The sequence below is a fragment of the Arthrobacter sp. K5 genome, assembly GCF_040448525.1.
GTDB lineage: Bacteria > Actinomycetota > Actinomycetes > Actinomycetales > Micrococcaceae > Arthrobacter > Arthrobacter globiformis.
Map to the genome: position 1 here is coordinate 2,228,999 of NZ_CP159279.1, position 15,440 is coordinate 2,244,438.

At 66.7% G+C, this 15,440-nt stretch carries 13 protein-coding genes and 1 tRNA gene; 8 read left to right on the plus strand and 6 right to left on the minus strand.

Annotated features, from left to right (window positions below):
* Positions 1-4 precede the first annotated feature (4 nt).
* A complete protein-coding gene (locus ABRP34_RS10055) occupies positions 5-538 on the minus strand; it encodes a RidA family protein (RefSeq protein ID WP_353713110.1) in 534 nt (177 codons plus the stop codon).
* 1 nt (position 539) lies between these two features.
* Positions 540-695: a DUF4177 domain-containing protein gene (locus ABRP34_RS10060; RefSeq protein ID WP_003797879.1), complete on the minus strand. Its 156-nt coding sequence runs from the start codon at positions 693-695 to the stop codon at positions 540-542.
* A 37-nt stretch (positions 696-732) separates the two neighbouring features.
* Between ABRP34_RS10060 and ABRP34_RS10065 the strand changes: the two genes are divergently transcribed.
* The 5 genes from ABRP34_RS10065 (at position 733) to ABRP34_RS10085 (ending at position 8,035) form a co-directional block, all read left to right on the plus strand.
* Positions 733-3,081: a transglycosylase domain-containing protein gene (locus tag ABRP34_RS10065; RefSeq protein WP_353713111.1), complete on the plus strand. Its 2,349-nt coding sequence runs from the start codon at positions 733-735 to the stop codon at positions 3,079-3,081.
* Positions 3,082-3,083: 2 nt separating this feature from the next.
* Positions 3,084-4,031 (plus strand): metallophosphoesterase, encoded by a 948-nt coding sequence (locus tag ABRP34_RS10070; protein ID WP_353713112.1) that lies wholly within the window; start codon positions 3,084-3,086, stop codon positions 4,029-4,031.
* A 142-nt stretch (positions 4,032-4,173) separates the two neighbouring features.
* On the plus strand, positions 4,174-5,991 hold the full coding sequence (locus tag ABRP34_RS10075; RefSeq protein ID WP_353713113.1) for an ABC transporter ATP-binding protein: 1,818 nt from the start codon (positions 4,174-4,176) through the stop codon (positions 5,989-5,991).
* On the plus strand, positions 5,988-7,877 hold the full coding sequence (locus ABRP34_RS10080; RefSeq protein WP_353713114.1) for an ABC transporter ATP-binding protein: 1,890 nt from the start codon (positions 5,988-5,990) through the stop codon (positions 7,875-7,877). Before ABRP34_RS10075 ends, ABRP34_RS10080 begins: the two co-directional genes overlap by 4 nt.
* 81 nt (positions 7,878-7,958) lie before the next feature.
* Positions 7,959-8,035 (plus strand) — tRNA-Pro (locus ABRP34_RS10085).
* Between the two features lie 141 nt (positions 8,036-8,176).
* Here ABRP34_RS10085 and ABRP34_RS10090 read toward each other — a convergent pair.
* Both ABRP34_RS10090 and ABRP34_RS10095 read right to left on the minus strand, forming a co-directional pair.
* Positions 8,177-8,530: a hypothetical protein gene (locus ABRP34_RS10090; protein WP_353713115.1), complete on the minus strand. Its 354-nt coding sequence runs from the start codon at positions 8,528-8,530 to the stop codon at positions 8,177-8,179.
* Between the two features lie 100 nt (positions 8,531-8,630).
* The gene (locus ABRP34_RS10095; RefSeq protein ID WP_003797891.1) at positions 8,631-8,864 is read right to left on the minus strand and encodes a hypothetical protein; all 234 of its coding nucleotides are present in this window, start codon (positions 8,862-8,864) and stop codon (positions 8,631-8,633) included.
* A gap of 133 nt (positions 8,865-8,997) precedes the next feature.
* On the opposite strand from ABRP34_RS10095, the gene ABRP34_RS10100 reads away from it, so the two are divergent.
* Positions 8,998-10,260, plus strand: coding sequence for a helix-turn-helix transcriptional regulator (locus ABRP34_RS10100; protein WP_003797893.1), 1,263 nt, complete (start codon positions 8,998-9,000; stop codon positions 10,258-10,260).
* A gap of 79 nt (positions 10,261-10,339) precedes the next feature.
* On the opposite strand, the gene ABRP34_RS10105 is transcribed toward ABRP34_RS10100, so the two are convergent.
* Together ABRP34_RS10105 and purD are read right to left on the minus strand one after the other, a co-directional pair.
* Positions 10,340-11,278, minus strand: a complete 939-nt coding sequence (locus ABRP34_RS10105) for a phosphoribosylaminoimidazolesuccinocarboxamide synthase (protein WP_353713116.1) — start codon at positions 11,276-11,278, stop codon at positions 10,340-10,342.
* 2 nt (positions 11,279-11,280) lie between these two features.
* Positions 11,281-12,600: a phosphoribosylamine--glycine ligase gene (gene purD, locus ABRP34_RS10110; RefSeq protein WP_043417575.1), complete on the minus strand. Its 1,320-nt coding sequence runs from the start codon at positions 12,598-12,600 to the stop codon at positions 11,281-11,283.
* A gap of 145 nt (positions 12,601-12,745) precedes the next feature.
* Here purD and ABRP34_RS10115 point away from each other — a divergent pair, with 145 nt between their 5' ends.
* Both ABRP34_RS10115 and ABRP34_RS10120 read left to right on the plus strand, forming a co-directional pair.
* Entirely contained in the window at positions 12,746-14,323 is a 1,578-nt protein-coding gene (locus ABRP34_RS10115) for a molybdopterin-dependent oxidoreductase (protein ID WP_353713117.1), read from the plus strand.
* Positions 14,324-14,416: 93 nt separating this feature from the next.
* Positions 14,417-15,433, plus strand: coding sequence for an asparaginase (locus ABRP34_RS10120; protein ID WP_003797902.1), 1,017 nt, complete (start codon positions 14,417-14,419; stop codon positions 15,431-15,433).
* Positions 15,434-15,440 lie beyond the last annotated feature (7 nt).

A 15,440-nucleotide genomic window follows, 5' to 3' on the forward strand; every position in this document is an offset into this window, starting at 1 on the left:
CTCCCTAGCTGAATTCGGCGATCAGTTCGACTTCCACCGGAGAGTCGAGCGGGAGGACGGAAACGCCGACGGCGGAACGGGCGTGCTGGCCCGCGTCACCGAAGACCCGGCCCAGGAGCTCGGACGCGCCGTTGATGACGCCGGGCTGGCCGGTAAAGGAAGTCTCGGAGGAGACGAAGCCCACAACCTTGACAATGCGCGTGATGCGATCGAGGTCACCAATGACACTCTTGACGGCGGCCAGGGCGTTCACGGCACAGACGGCGGCGTATGCCTTCGCGTCTTCCGGCGACACAGTCGGCTCGTCCGCGGTCCCCTCGGTGCCGGCGGACACCTTGCCGGTAGCTTCGAGTTTGCCGTTAATAAACGGCAGCTGCCCGGACGTGTAAACGTGGTTGCCGGAGACGACGGCCGGCACGTAGGCGGCGACAGGCGCGGCAACTTCCGGGAGGGTCAGTCCCAGCTCGGCGAGACGCTGCTCGACGGCGGACGATGGCGTCAGATCAGCGCTGGATGCGGTTTCCTGGGGGGTGGTCATACTACTGCTTCTCCCTCTTAAGGTAGGCGACAAGGCCGTTGCCGTCGGGTCCGGGGACTACCTGGACAAGCTCCCAGCCGTCGTCTCCCCACTGGTCCAGAATCTGCTTCGTGGCGTGGATGATGAGCGGAATCGTGGCGTACTCCCATTTGGTCATGAAATAAAGCCTAATCGTTGCCGGTAAACTGGAGAACATGGCGACTCGTAAGAACCCCATATTCGACACGGCCACCACCCTCGGCAAAATTTTTGGTTTCCTTGGCGTGAGCGCTATTTGTGGTGTCCTCGTGGCCGGTCTGCTGGTTCCTGCAGCCGCCGTTTCGGGCAGCACAGCCAGCGGCTCGATCGAATTCTTTGACACCCTGCCCGCTGAACTCCAGGTGGACCCGCCCAGCCAGTCCACCAAGGTCCTGGCCGCGGACGGGAGCGTGATCGCCAACCTGTACGCGGAGAACCGCACCCGCGTTCCGCTGGACCAGATCTCCCCGTTCATGAAGGACGCGGTGATCGCCATTGAAGACAGCCGGTTCTACGAGCACGGCGGTGTGGACACCACCGGCATCCTCCGCGCCCTGGTCGCCACGGCGCGCGGCAACAAGCAGGGTGCCTCCACCATCACGCAGCAGTACGTCAACAACGTCCTCAACGCCAACCTTGAAGCGGAAGGCAATTCCGACGAAATCAAGCTCAACGGTGTCAACAAGGGTGTCGGCGACAAGCTCCGCGAAATGAAGCTAGCGATCGCCCTGGAGAAGAAGTTCACCAAGGAGCAGATCCTTGAGGGCTACCTGAACATCGTCTTCTTCAACCGTGATGCATACGGCATTGAGGCCGCCTCCAAGTTCTTCTTCAGCACCACCGCGAAGAGCCTCACACTCCCCCAGGCTGCGCTGCTTGCCGGCCTCGTGAACAGCCCGTCGGCCTTTGACCCGATCACCAACCCGGACAACGCGAAGAAGCGCCGGGACCTGGTTCTGAGTGCGATGCTCACCCACGGCAAGATCACCAAGGCCCAGTACACCGCCGCAGTGGCAACCCCTGTGACGCCGAAGGTGACGCCGGCACGGCAGGGCTGTGCCTACTCGCCCACCGCCCCGTACTTCTGTGACTACGTCCTGCACCTCCTGCTGAACAACCCGGCCTACGGAGCGGACGCCACCGAACGCGAGAAGAAGGTATTCCGTGGCGGCCTGACCATCAAGACCACCCTGGACCCGAAGGCGCAGAAGACCGCGCAGGACCAAGTGAACGCCGCTGCGGGCGCAAATCCGGACAAGTGGGGCGCTGCCCTGGTGTCCGTTGAACCGGGCACCGGCAAGATCACCAACATGGCCCAGAACACCTCATGGTTTGCGGGCAAGGGCAAATTCGACTCCCAGATCAACTTCAGCGTTGACCAGTACGACGACCAAGGCAATGACCTGAACGGCCTCGGCGGTGCGCAGCCCGGCTCCACCATGAAGCCGTTCACGTTTGCCGAGTGGCTGAATGAGGGCAAGTCGATGAACACCATCGTCAATGCCGCCCAGCGACGGTACCCGCAGAATTTCCCGTGGCAGAACACCTGCCCCACGCCGACTGTGGGCTGGTATGACAGCACGAACGGCACCACGGACCTCCAGAACGCGGAGGAGGGCTACTACCGGCCCATGAGCGTGCTGGACGGCCTGAAGAACTCCATCAACACGGCAACGTTCGCCTCGGCTTCACAGGTTGACCTGTGCGGCATCCAGAAAGTGGTGGACGCCGTCGGGCTGCACGGCGGCCTGCCGACCCGCGACAAGGACACCAACGCGATAGTCGATGCGAATCCGAGCATCACCATGACCACGCTGGGCAACCTTCTGGGCTCCACCCAGACTGCGCCGCTGACCATGGCCAGCGCCTTTGCCACGTTCGCGAACGACGGCAAGTACTGTGCCCCGATCGCGATCACCTCGGTGACCGACCAGACCGGCGCGCAGCTGCCGGCACAGTCCCCTGCCTGCCGGGACGCCCTCAAGCCCGAGGTGGCGCGCGGCGTGAACTATGCGCTTCAGAAGGTGCTTAACGAGGGATCCGGTTCACTCATCCAGCCCAGGATATCCACCGAGACCAACTTCCCGATCGCGGCCAAGACCGGTACGTCCAACAACAATGGCTCCACCTGGGTTGTCGGACACACCATGGGCCTGGCAACGGCTGCCTGGTTCGGTGACGCGCTCGGCGCCCAGGACCGGGCCGGCCAGAACGTAACGGTCAACGGCAAGTTCTACACGGGCATCGACGGCTACATGATCGCCGGCCCGATGTTCTCCAATTTCATGTCCCAGATCGCGCCCGGCTACGGCACGGACCCCTTCCCGGAACCGCCGTCGAACCTGCTTTACGGCACGCCGCAGTATGAGCCCACGGTTCCGAATAATCCCTCCACCGGTGAAAACAATGACACCGGCAACACCGGCGGGAACACGGGTGGCAACACCGGCGGCACCGGGGGCAACAGCGACAACGGCGACAACAGCAGCAATGGAAACGGCAACAGCATCAAGGGGAACGGCTGACCGTGGCTGACCTTTCACGCGTGGCAAGCCGCGTCCGTAGCATCGGGCGCGGCTTTGCCGTCACCGCCGGTGCCGGAACCGCGGCCGCCTTGGCCGCCACAGCCTACGGATTGTGGGAAAAGAACCAGTTCGTCCTTCGCGAGGAGACCGTCCCGATCCTTCCTGCGGGCCGGGCACCGTTCCGGATCCTGCACCTGAGCGACATCCACTTCGTTCCGGGCCAGAAGGCCAAGGCGGACTGGCTGCGGTCGCTGGCGGCGCTCAGGCCGGACCTTGTGGTGAACACTGGCGACAACCTCAGCCACCCCAAAGCCGTAGACCCCCTTCTCAACGCGCTGGCACCGCTCATGGAGTTCCCGGGCGTGTTCGTCCCGGGTTCCAATGACTACTACGCGCCCAAGCTGAAGAACCCCGCCGCCTACCTCATGGGCCCTTCGAAGGCCGCGCCAAACCGGCAGGAACTCGACTGGCCGCGCCTCAGGTCCGGCTTCGGCATGGGCGGCTGGATCGACCTCACCAACCGGCACCAGTCCATCGTCCTGAACGGCATGCGGTTCGATTTCTCAGGCGTGGATGATCCGCACCTCAACCGCGAACGGTATGCCGGCTGGCCGCGCGGCACCAGGGGCCAGAACGCCAAGGACCACCTGCGGGTCGCCGTCATCCACGCCCCGTACCAGCGGGTCCTGGACCACTTCACCGAGGACGGCGCGGACCTGCTCCTGGCTGGCCACACGCACGGCGGCCAGCTGTGCATCCCGGGGTACGGCGCAGTCGTCGCCAATTGCGACATCCCCACCTGGCGGGCCAAGGGCCTCAACGACTGGACCAGCAACGGAAGTACGACGCCGGTCAACGTCTCGGGCGGGATCGGCACCTCGCGCTTTGCGCCGGTCCGCATCGCCTGCAAGCCCGAGGCCGTCCTGCTGACGCTCACCCCGCGCGCCTGACCGCTCACCCTGTCTTCCGCCGGGTGAGTTGTTGGCCCTCCGGTGACTGATCACCTGTGAAGCGTGCCATCCATGGCATAGGGTAGTTGCTACGGGAAACTACATCACAGTTGATTTAAACAGCTGAGTTCAAGAAGCGGGCATGGCCAAGCAGAGTTCATTTTTTCGATCCGTCAGCCGTCTCTATCCGCATATTAAGCCGGTCCTGCCGCGGCTGATCATGGGCCTGCTGTCGGCACTCCTGGCCAGTGTGGTTGCCCTGACCATCCCGCAGGTACTGCGGGTGCTCATCAACGACTCCCTCCGACCCGGGGCCACCGCCGGGGCCGTGTGGGGCTCGGCCGGCCTCATCCTGGCGCTGGGCGTCGCCGAAGCGGTACTGGTTGCCCTGCGCCGCACCTTCGTGATCAACCCGGCAACCACCGTGGAGACCCGGATGAGGGTCTCGCTTTACGGCCACCTGCAGGACCTCCCCGTCGCCTTCCATGACCGCTGGGGCTCCGGCCAGCTGCTCTCCCGCGCCATGACCGACCTCAACTTCATCCGGCGCTGGATGGCGTTCGGGGCCATCATGCTCGTGGTGACCACCCTGACCGTGGTGATCGGCGTCGTCGTCATGTTCACCATGAGCTGGCAGCTGGCCCTGATCTTCCTCGCCGCCGCGGGCCCGGTGATGGTCTATGGCTTCCGTTTCCGCACCCGTTTCAGCAAGGTCACCCGTCGCAGCCAGGACCAGGCGGGCGACCTCGCCACCACCGTTGAGGAATCCGTCCACGGCATCCGCGTGCTGAAGGCCTTCGGCCGCAGCCGCGAGGCATTGGAGACATTCAACGGCCAGGCCGAGGAACTGCGCCAGACGGAGATCGCCAAGGCCAGGCACCAGGCCGTCTTCAGCATGGTGGTGACGCTCCTGCCCGAGCTGGCGCTGGGCACAGGCTTGGTCACGGGCATACTGCTCGCAGCCGGCGGCCAGCTCAGCATCGGCTCCCTTGTGGCCTTCTTCGCCACCGCCGCCGTTATCGCGGCGCCCGTGGAGTTCTCCGGCATGCTGCTGGCCATGGCGCTGACGGCGAAAACGGCGCTGGACCGGCACTTCGAGGTTATGGATTCCCAAAACACCATCACCAGTCCGGCGGAGCCCCGCCGCCCGGCCGACGTCAAGGGCGCGCTGAGCTTCCACAACGTGACGTTCGCGTTCGACGACACCCCGGACAAACCGGTCCTGAAGGACGTCCGGCTGGACATCTGTCCGGGCGAGACCATGGCCCTGGTGGGCATCACCGGCAGCGGCAAGAGTGCCCTGCTGCAGCTCGTACCCCGGCTCTACGATGTCACCGCGGGTTCCATCACGCTCGACGGCGTCGACCTGCGGGAATTCAGCGTTCAGGAGCTCCGTGCCCTTGTGGCCGTCGCCTTCGAGGACACCACCCTGTTCTCCAGCTCGGTGCGCGACAATGTGCTGCTCGGCGTCAGGGCCGGGGACGCCGACACCCGGGAGAAAATTCTCGCGGAGGCCCTGGACACCGCACAGGCGCACTTCGCCTATTCGCTGCCCGAGGGGCTGGACACCCTCATCGGCGAGGAGGGCCTCAGCCTGTCCGGCGGCCAGCGACAGCGCCTCGCCCTGGCGCGGGCCATTGCGGCACGGCCCTCCGTGCTGGTCCTGGACGATCCCCTCTCCGCACTGGATGTGAACACCGAGGAGCTCGTGGAAAACCGGCTGCGGGAGGTGCTGGCCGGCACCACCACGCTCATCGTCGCCCACCGCCCATCCACCGTGGCGCTGGCCGACCGGGTGGCGCTGCTGGAGGACGGCCGCATCGCCGCCGTCGGAACCCATACCGAACTGCTGGCCGGGAACAGCCATTACCGGTACGTCATCGCGAGCCTGGAGACGGAGCCCCGCGATCTGGACTCCGAACTGTCGGCCCTCGACGACACAGAGGAGGTCAGCCAATGAGCGCCGCAGCCTTCGGAACTGCCAACGAGGACAATGCCAACCTGAGCAGGAGCGACAGCAAAGCCGTACGACGCCGGTCGCTCGCCTTGCTGGGGTCGCTGATCCGTCCCGTGCGGCTGAGGTTCTGGCTCACCATTGCCACAGTGGTCCTGTCCCAGGCAGCCCGGGCGGCCGGCCCCGCGCTTATCGCCTTCGGCATCGACCACGCGCTGCCTTCCCTCCGCGCCGGCAACAACATCCCGCTCGTGCTGACCGGCGTCGCCTACCTGGCTACAGCACTCGCGGCGGCCGGGCTCACGGCCCTGTATGTGACGTCGACGGCGAGACTCAGCCAGGCCATGCTGCTGGACCTGCGGCTGTGGGTGTTCCGCCACACGCAGCGGCTCAGCCTTGAATTCCACGAAAGGTACACCTCGGGACGGATCATCGCCCGGCAGACCTCCGACCTTGAGTCGCTGCGCGAACTGCTGGACTCGGGAGTCAGCTCGCTCGCCTCGGGTGCGCTGTTCATGGTGTTCACCGCCGTCACCGTCTTCGCCCTCGACTGGCCCAGCGGACTGGTGGTGCTGGCCGCGGCCGTGCCAATGTTCTTACTGGCCCGCTGGTACCAGAAGCATTCGCAGATAGCGTTCCGCCAGTCCCGGGTGGTCTCGGCCCGGCTCATCGTGCACTTTATCGAGACAATGACCGGCATCCGCGCGGTCAAAGCCTTCCGTAAGGAGCGCGAAAACGCCGCACGCTACGGCGAACTCGCCGAGGACTACCGGCAGGCGACCGTCCGGTCCATCAATCTGAACGGCGTCTTCCAGCCCGGCCTCGTGCTGATCGGCAACGTCTGCGTGGCTGCCGTGCTGCTGTTCGGCGGCTTCCGGGTACTGACCGGTGACCTCGCCGTGGGCGTGCTGCTGGCCCTCATGCTTTCCACGAAGCGTTTCTTCCAGCCCGTGGACCAGATGGCCATGTTCTACAACTCCTTCCAAAGCGCGCAGGCCGCGCTGGAGAAGGTCTCGGGGCTGCTTGAGGAGGTGCCCACGGTGCGCCCGCCGCGGAACGCGGTGGAGCTCCGAGACGCACGGGGCGCCGTCGAATTCCGGGACGTTGAGTTCCGCTACCGCAACGGGCCGCTCATCATCCCCAAGCTGAACGTCAGCATTCCGGCCGGCCAGACCGTAGCGCTGGTGGGCCAGACCGGGGCAGGCAAGTCCACGCTGGCCAAGCTGATTGCGCGTTTCTATGACGTGTCCGCCGGTTCGGTGATGCTCGACGGCGTGGACGTCCGCCAACTGGCCACCGCGGACCTGCGGCGGAACATCGTGATGGTCACCCAGGAGGCCTTCCTGTTCAGTGGCTCTGTGGCGGACAACATCGCCCTGGGCAGGCCGGACGCATCGCGCGAGGAGATCGAGGCGGCGGCGAAGGCCGTGGGCGCACACGAGTTCATCATGGAACTCCCCGAGGGATACGACACCGACGTCAACAAACGGGGCGGCCGCGTATCCGCCGGCCAGCGCCAGCTCATCAGCTTCGCGCGTGCCTTCCTCGCCCGGCCGGCGGTGCTGATCCTGGACGAGGCCACGTCCTCGCTGGACATCCCCTCCGAGCGGCTCGTGCAGAGCGGCCTCGCCGGGCTGCTGCGCGGAATGGACGGCACCGGACCGGCAGGTGACAGGCCAGTCGGCGACGGGCCTACTGGCGACGGGCCGTCCGGGGGAACCGCCCGTACGGCACTGATCATCGCCCACCGGCTGTCTACAGTGGAGACGGCGGACAGGGTGCTCGTGGTCCACGACGGCCGGGTGGTGGAGGACGGAACCCCGGACGAGCTGATCGGCGGGAACGGCCGTTTCGCCCGGCTGCACAGCGCCTGGAAGGACTCGCTGGTCTGAACCGGGGCCCGTCCCGACCTCGATTTCGCATGTAGCCCCGGTATCGGATATCCTTGTTTAGTTGCTTTCGCAGCAACGGATCGGGATGTAGCGCAGCTTGGTAGCGCGCTTCGTTCGGGACGAAGAGGTCGCAGGTTCAAATCCTGTCATCCCGACCAAAAGGAAGAGGGTCTCCCCCATGGGGAGACCCTCTTCCTGTTTCTGCAATTATGTCCGGCCCCGCCCAACTAGGTAGCAGCACAGGGCCTTCTCAGCGCTGGGAACCCCCAGAAGTGCTACCTGGCTGGGTCCGTGCGGGCTCAGTTTCCGCCGAGGCTCTGGTTGTGGATGTTCTGCGTCGCCTGCCCGTCGCCGAGCAGGGGCACCCTGGGCTTTCCGGATCCGTCGTCGGCCAGGTAGTCGCCCCGGCTGTCGTAGCTTTGGACCTGGTTCAGGTAGCCGTGGCGCACACGGAGGCCGACGGCGAAAAGCACCACCGACTCCAGCAGCGCCGCGATGCCGATCATCCCCCAGACAAAAGTCCCGGCGTCGGCCGTTCCCCTGAACACCTCAACGATTGCGGCACCGGCAGCGGCCGCCACAATCAGAGACGTGCCGGCAATGGTCCAGAGGAAAAAGGCCCGCTGCAGGCCGTCGGTCACTCTCCGTGTCATGGTCCCCACTCCTTGGTTACGGCCGCTGTGTGCGGAAAGAAAAACGGCCCCGGAACATGATGTGCGCATGTTCCGGGACCGTTCTCCTCATGGAAGCTGTTTACATGGGATCAGGCCAGTTGCCGATGGTGGTTTCAGACACCATGGGGTCGGGCCAATTGCCGATAGTGGTCTTGTTCACGTCCTGGACGCGCATCGGATCCGGCCAGTTGCCAATGGCAACCGAGGTGCCCGCGTTGTCCGCAATCGAGCCTGCAGACAGAACGGCGGGAGCCGCAGCAGAAAATGCGAGGGCCCCCGCCAGAACGGCGGCGGCTGCTATCTTCTTCAACATGTGAGAGTTCCTCAATACGAGTCGGATTCGTTACCAAGTCAGCACAGTCCTTGTTGACATACATTGTAAAATGTTTTCCACAGAGGGTGTCAAGCATTCTGTACAAAGGCTGTCCGGAATAGGAGGAACCCCAGTGGGTAACGGATTCGGGGAGAAGCTCCGCGCTGAGCGGCTGGAGCGCGGACTGACTCAGGCCGAACTGGGCAAGGACCTGTACTCCCCCAGCTACATTTCTTTGCTGGAGACGGGCCGGCGGGAACCCACAGCCGACGTCATCGAAGAACTCGCCCGCCGGCTCGAGCTCGCACCCAAGGCGCTGGAAGCATGGAGCCAGCCCATCTCTGTCAGCGACGCCGAATACGTGCTGGCCGGACTCTACGCCCGGCAGGCCTGGGACCTGCGCGACTACGCCCTCGCCGCCGAGCATGCCGCCAACGCCGCCCGCATCGCCCTCGACGGCAAGAACACCAGCGCCTGGTGGAACATGACCTACATGCAGGCCGAATGCCTCATGAAACAGGGCCAGCTCAAGGAATGCCAGAAGATCATGGAGCACCTGTCCGAGCACCCCATGGCCACCGAATCGGCCGGCCTCGGTGTCCGGGCGCGCCAGATGCTCGCCGCCCTGTGCCACGGACAGGGCCAGTTGAGCACCGCCGTCGAACACGCCGAGAAGGCGGTGGAGCTGTGCGCACAGCTGCCCAAGGGCTCAACGCTGATCATCGGCGCGCTCCGTGCGCTCATCGGTGCGCTGGCCGAGAGCGGCCGGCTGGACGAGGCCTGGAAATACTGCCAGGACATGAATGAGCAGATGGACGAACATTCGATGTCCCAGCTCGCCGGCGAGGTGGCCTGGGTGATCGGGAACGTCGCCTTCATGCGGCACGACTACCCGGAAGGGATCAAGCACCACGAGCGGGCGGCCAAGCTGCTCTCCCCCGCAAACGACATCGAGCTGTGGGCCCGCTTCAACAAGGCGTCGGCCGCCGTCCGCCTGTCCTCCGGAATCGTGGAGCCGGAAACCCTGTCCGCCATTGAACGCGCCGAGCTCGCGCTGTCCATCGTCGGCGGCAACAAGACGGACCAGCTGGAGGTGGCGTTCATCCGCGCCCGCTGGCTCTATCTCACCGGCGACATCGTGGCCGCAGTGCAGAAGCTCCGTGATATCCACGCCGAACGCGCCGACCTGGCCCGGCACACCGCCGGCGAAGTCTCGCTGCTGCTGGGCAAGTCGCTGAAGGCCGCGGGCGAAGCTGACGAGGCACTGGTGCACCTGGAGGAGGCGCAGAAGGAGTTCAGCGCCGCCGGTGCCCAGGACCGCGTCCAGCAGGCCCTCGACGCCGTGTTGGAGATCCGGCTCGCCCAGCGCCGCGCCGCCGCCGCAGAGGCCAGCTAACAGCTGCCGGATCAAGCCGGATTAAAACGTCAGGCACCCACGGGACTCTTCCCGGGGGCGCCTGACGTCTGTTGAAAACCTAGCTGAAAGTGCGGCCGGTCAGCTTCTCGTAGGCCTCGACGTAGCGGGCCCGGGTGCGCTCCACGATGTCCGCGGGCAGGGCCGGCGGCGGCGTGTCCGAAGCCTTGTCCCAGCCCGATTCGGCGGATGTCAGCCAGTCCCGGACAAACTGCTTGTCGTAGGAGGGCTGCGCCTTGCCCGGCTCGTAGGTGGCGGCATCCCAGAACCGGGACGAATCCGGGGTGAGGACCTCGTCGCCCAGCGTGATGGCACCGTTCACGACGTCGTAGCCGAACTCCACCTTGGTGTCCGCCAGGATGATGCCGCGTTCACGGGCGATCTCCTCGGCCTTGGTGTAGATGCTCAGGGTCAGCTCGCTCAGGCGCGCGGCGATGTCGTCGCCCACGATGGACACGACGGCGTCGTAGGTGATGTTTTCGTCGTGCTCGCCCACCTCGGCCTTGGCCGACGGCGTGAAGATGGCCTGCTCCAGGCGGGAGCCGTCCACCAGGCCTTCCGGCAGCGGGATCTCGCAGACGGTGCCGGACTGCCGGTACTCCACGAGGCCGGAGCCGGTGAGGTAGCCGCGGGCGATGCACTCCACCGGGAACATTTCCAGCTTCTTGCAGATCATGGCGCGGCCCTCGACCGCGGCCGGCACGCCGTCCTCCACGGTGGATGCCAGGACGTGGTGCTCAACGTCCAGCTGGTCGAACCACCAGAGGCTCAGCTGGGTAAGGATCCGTCCCTTGTCCGGGATCTCGCTGCTGAGCACGTGGTCGTAGGCGCTGATGCGGTCGCTCGCCACCACCAGCACGCATTCCTGCCCGAACTGGTCATTGATGGCGTCGCTGGCCGGGACGTAGAGGTCGCGGACCTTGCCCGAGTAGACGTGCTTCCAGCCGTGCAGCTCGGTGTGCGGGGTGTCCAGGCCGCGGGGGCCTTCCTGTTCAGCCACTGTCACGCCTCCTCTTCCGATGCGGAGCCGGCCTGGGCAGCGACGGCGGCCGACACCTTGATCTCACCGCGTGCTGCCTTGCCTGCGATGTCCGTGCGGAACTGGGCGCCTTCCAGCTGAACCAGCTCCACGCCGTCGTACGCCCTTTCCCTGGCCTCCACGAGGTCGGACCCCAGCGCCACCACGGCCAGCACGCGGCCGCCGGCGGAGACCACCTTGCCCTCGTCGTCGAGCTTGGTTCCGGCGTGGATCACGTGGACGCCGTCCAGCTCGTCCACCTTCTTGAGCCCGCGGATGCGGTCGCCCGTCCGCGGGGTGTCCGGGTAGTTTTCAGAGGCGACGACGACGGCGACTGCCGTGTCCTTGGACCAGCGCAGCTCTTCTGCCTGGTCCAGTTCGCCCTTGGCGGCAGACAGGAGCAGGGAACCGAGCGGCGTCTTGAGCCGTGCGAGCACAGCCTGGGTTTCGGGGTCGCCGAAGCGGACGTTGAATTCGATGACGCGCGTGCCGCGCTTCGTCAGCGCCAGGCCGACGAACAGCACGCCGACGAACGGGGTGCCGCGGCGGGCCATCTCGTCCACGGTGGGCTGGGCGATGCGGTCGATGACCTCCTGGACCAGGCCGTCCGGGGCCCAGTCGAGCGGGGTGTACGCGCCCATGCCGCCGGTGTTGGGGCCTTCGTCGTTGTCGTAGATGCGCTTGAAGTCCTGCGCCGGGGACAGGGCCACGGTGTTGCGGCCGTCGCACAGGACGAACACGGAGACCTCGGGGCCGTCCAGGAACTCCTCGATGACGACGGTTCCGCCGGCGTCGAAGCAGCTCTGGGCGTGGGCCAGGGCATCGTTCCGGTCGTTGGTGACCACCACGCCCTTGCCGGCGGCCAGTCCGTCATCCTTGACGACGTAGGGGGCCCCGAAGGTGTCCAGCGCCGCGGCTGCCTCGTCAGCGTTGGCGGCGACGAGCGCCATGGCGGTGGGAACGCCGGCCTCGGCCATGACCTGCTTCGCGAAAGCCTTGGAGGCCTCCAGCTGGGCGGCCGCCTTGCTGGGGCCGAAGACCGGGATGCCGGCGTCGCGCACGGCGTCGGAAACACCGGCGGCAAGGGGGGCTTCGGGACCAACGACCACGAGGTCGACGTCGAGCCGGGTGGCGAGCGCCGCCACTGCGTCCGGATCGTTCCCGTTGATGGCGTGCGTGGGGACGAGCTTGCTGATGCCGGCGTTGCCCGGAGCCGCATGGACTTCGGACACGTTGGGGTCGGCAAGGAGGGAGCGGACAATGGCGTGTTCGCGGCCACCGGGGCCAATGACGAGTACCTTCACAGTCTCCAAGGGTACTTTGTGCACCGTGCTGGCTCCTAAGCTGAGGCCCGGCCCTCAGTTGCAGTTGCACCCGACCCTCCGTTGTACCTGGCCCGCAGTTGCGGCGGCGGACAATCCGGGCGGCCATCCGCTACGAACCAAGGTCATGAAGAAGCTCATGAGGTTGTTCAGGGGACCAGCCGCGCTGGCGGCCCTCGCCGGAGTGGCCGCCGCCGCCGTCGTTCTTTCCGTAGCGGAACTTTTGGGGGCGTTCTTTACGGCACGCGCCACTCCCCTGATTGCCCTCGGTTCGACGTTCATCGACTTCACGCCGCCGTGGCTGAAGGACTTCGCGATTGCGACGTTCGGCACCAATGACAAGGCGGCCCTCTTCGCGGGGATGGGCCTGACGATTTTCGTGCTGGCGTGCGTGCTGGGCGTGGTGGCGCACCGGAGATGGGCGCTGGGCGCCACCGGGGTGCTGTTCATGGGCGCGGTGATCGTGGCCGGCGTGGTGACCCGGGCGGGCGTCAGGCCGCTGGACGCTGTGCCCTCGCTGGTAGGAACCGTGGCGGGGATGGTTGTGCTGCGGCTGCTGGTCTCGCGGCTGTGGCGGCTCCGGGCCTTTCCCGCTTCACCGGCTGATGTGTCGGCCAAGGCGCCGGAGCGCCCGGCTGCCTCCCGGCGCGCCTTCGTCGCGGCGACAGGCATCACGGCGGCTGCTGCGGGCATCGCCGCCACCGGGGGCCGGCTGCTCAGCGCCGCGCGCAGCAATGTGGCGCAGGCGCGGGAGTCGCTCCGGCTGCCGGCGCCCGTCCTGCCCGCAGCCGCCGTTCCCGCCGGGGTGCAGTCGGCCACCCCGGGCGTGACGCCGTGGCTGACGCCCGGCAAGGACTTCTACCGGATCGATACCGCGCTCAGCGTTCCGGAGATCAAGGCGGAGGAGTGGGAACTGCGCGTGCACGGGCTCGTGGAGGAAGAGGTCCGGCTCACCTTCCAGGATCTGCTCGACGCCGACCTGGTCGAGTCCCACGTGACCCTCACCTGCGTCTCCAATCCGGTGGGCGGCAACCTCGCCGGCAACGCCAGGTGGCTGGGACTCCCCCTCCGCGAGGTGCTCAAGCGGGCCAGGCCCACCGCGGGCGCGGACATGGTCCTCTCCACCTCCATCGACGGATTCAGCGCTTCCACGCCGCTGGAGGTCTTGCAGGACGGCCGCGACGCCATGCTCGCCATCGGCATGAACGGCGAACCGCTGCCGCTGGAACACGGCTACCCCGTGCGCATGGTGGTGCCTGGGCTGTACGGCTTCGTGTCCGCCACGAAGTGGGTGGTGGATCTGGAGGTGACCCGCTTCGCCGACAGCAAGGCCTACTGGACCCAGCGCGGCTGGTCGGAGCGCGGCCCCATCAAGACGATGGCCCGGGTGGAGGTGCCCAAATCCTTCGCGGTGGTGCCTGCCGGGCGGGTGGCCGTCGGCGGTACGGCGTGGGCGCAGACCCGCGGCATCACCAAGGTCGAGGTGCAGATCGACGACGGCGACTGGGCTGAGGCCGTGCTCTCGGCCGAGGCGTCCGTGGACACATGGCGGCAATGGTCCTTCGACTGGGACGCCACGCCGGGATCGCACTACCTCAAGGTGCGCGCCACGGACGGGACCGGCGAGGTGCAGACGGAAAAGCGCGCCGACCCCGTGCCTGACGGTGCTTCCGGCTGGCAGTCGGTCATGGTCACGGTTGAATAGCCGGTCCAGCGGCGCATCCGCCGCGCGTCTTATCCGGCCAGCCGCCCCGGACGGCTCCCGGGGAATGCCACTGCCGCACCATAGACTTGGGCCATGGCCCTAAATTCGCACGCCACGTTCACTGTGGATTCCGCCGTCGAACTCGCCGTGGTTGAACGAAGCGGATTCGTGGAGTCCCGCCACATCGGGGCGGCCGTGGTGCTCGCCGCGGACGGCCACGTGGTCACCCAGCTTGGCGACATCTCCACCCCCATCCTGGCGCGCTCCACGCTCAAGCCCCTGCAGGCGCTGGCGGCGATGCAGTCCGGCGTTCCCCTGCGCGGCGCCCAGGTGGCGCTCGCCTGCGCCAGCCACACCGGGTCCCTCGACCACATGGACGTCGTCGAGGGCATGCTCAAGGCCGCGGGCGTCAAGGAGGACCAGCTGCAGTGCCCCGCCGCGTGGCCGCAGGACGAGACAGCCCGGACCTGGCTGACCCGGTCTGAGCGGGGTAAGTCCCGGCTGGCGTTCAACTGCTCGGGAAAGCACGCGGCGTTCCTGTGGGCCTGCACCGAGAACGGCTGGGACACGCACAGCTACCTGGAACCCAACCACCCGCTGCAGCAGCGCATCCGCACCGTGATCGAGGAGTACTCCGGCGAGCGGATCGCGCACCTGGGCATCGACGGCTGCGGCGCACCGGTTGCGGCCATCTCGCTGACCGGGTTGGCCCGCGCTTACTCGCTGCTCGCCAAGGCCCCTTCCGACAAGACCTCCAACGCCCGCGCCGCCACGATCGCAACCTCCATGCTGGACTACCCGTGGGCGGTCCAGGGCAGAGGCGAGGCCAACACGATCGTCATGGAGGAGTTGGACGTCATCGCCAAGATCGGTGCTGAGGGCATCCTGGTCATGGCCACGTCCCAGGGGGTTTCCGTGGCGCTCAAGGTGCTCGACGGCAACCTGCGGGCCACCTCGCTGGTCGGGCTGACCCTGCTGGCAGCCTGCGGGGCCGTCGACATCCCGGGGGTGTCCAGCGTGCTCGAGAAGGTGGTGGAGCCGGTCCTCGGCGGCGGCCGCCCGGTGGGCAAGATCCGCTTGGGCCATGCCGTCTCGGCACTGCTGGACTAACGTACTT

Bases quoted from the DNA above. Each gene is read 5' to 3' on its own strand.
- ABRP34_RS10055 (WP_353713110.1), bottom strand. From the start codon at position 538: ATGACCACCCCCCAGGAAACCGCATCCAGCGCTGATCTGACGCCATCG.
- ABRP34_RS10060 (WP_003797879.1), bottom strand. From the start codon at position 695: ATGACCAAATGGGAGTACGCCACGATTCCGCTCATCATCCACGCCACG.
- ABRP34_RS10065 (WP_353713111.1), top strand. From the start codon at position 733: ATGGCGACTCGTAAGAACCCCATATTCGACACGGCCACCACCCTCGGC.
- ABRP34_RS10075 (WP_353713113.1), top strand. From the start codon at position 4,174: ATGGCCAAGCAGAGTTCATTTTTTCGATCCGTCAGCCGTCTCTATCCG.
- ABRP34_RS10080 (WP_353713114.1), top strand. From the start codon at position 5,988: ATGAGCGCCGCAGCCTTCGGAACTGCCAACGAGGACAATGCCAACCTG.
- ABRP34_RS10090 (WP_353713115.1), bottom strand. From the start codon at position 8,530: ATGACACGGAGAGTGACCGACGGCCTGCAGCGGGCCTTTTTCCTCTGG.
- ABRP34_RS10095 (WP_003797891.1), bottom strand. From the start codon at position 8,864: ATGTTGAAGAAGATAGCAGCCGCCGCCGTTCTGGCGGGGGCCCTCGCA.
- ABRP34_RS10115 (WP_353713117.1), top strand. From the start codon at position 12,746: ATGAAGAAGCTCATGAGGTTGTTCAGGGGACCAGCCGCGCTGGCGGCC.
- ABRP34_RS10120 (WP_003797902.1), top strand. From the start codon at position 14,417: ATGGCCCTAAATTCGCACGCCACGTTCACTGTGGATTCCGCCGTCGAA.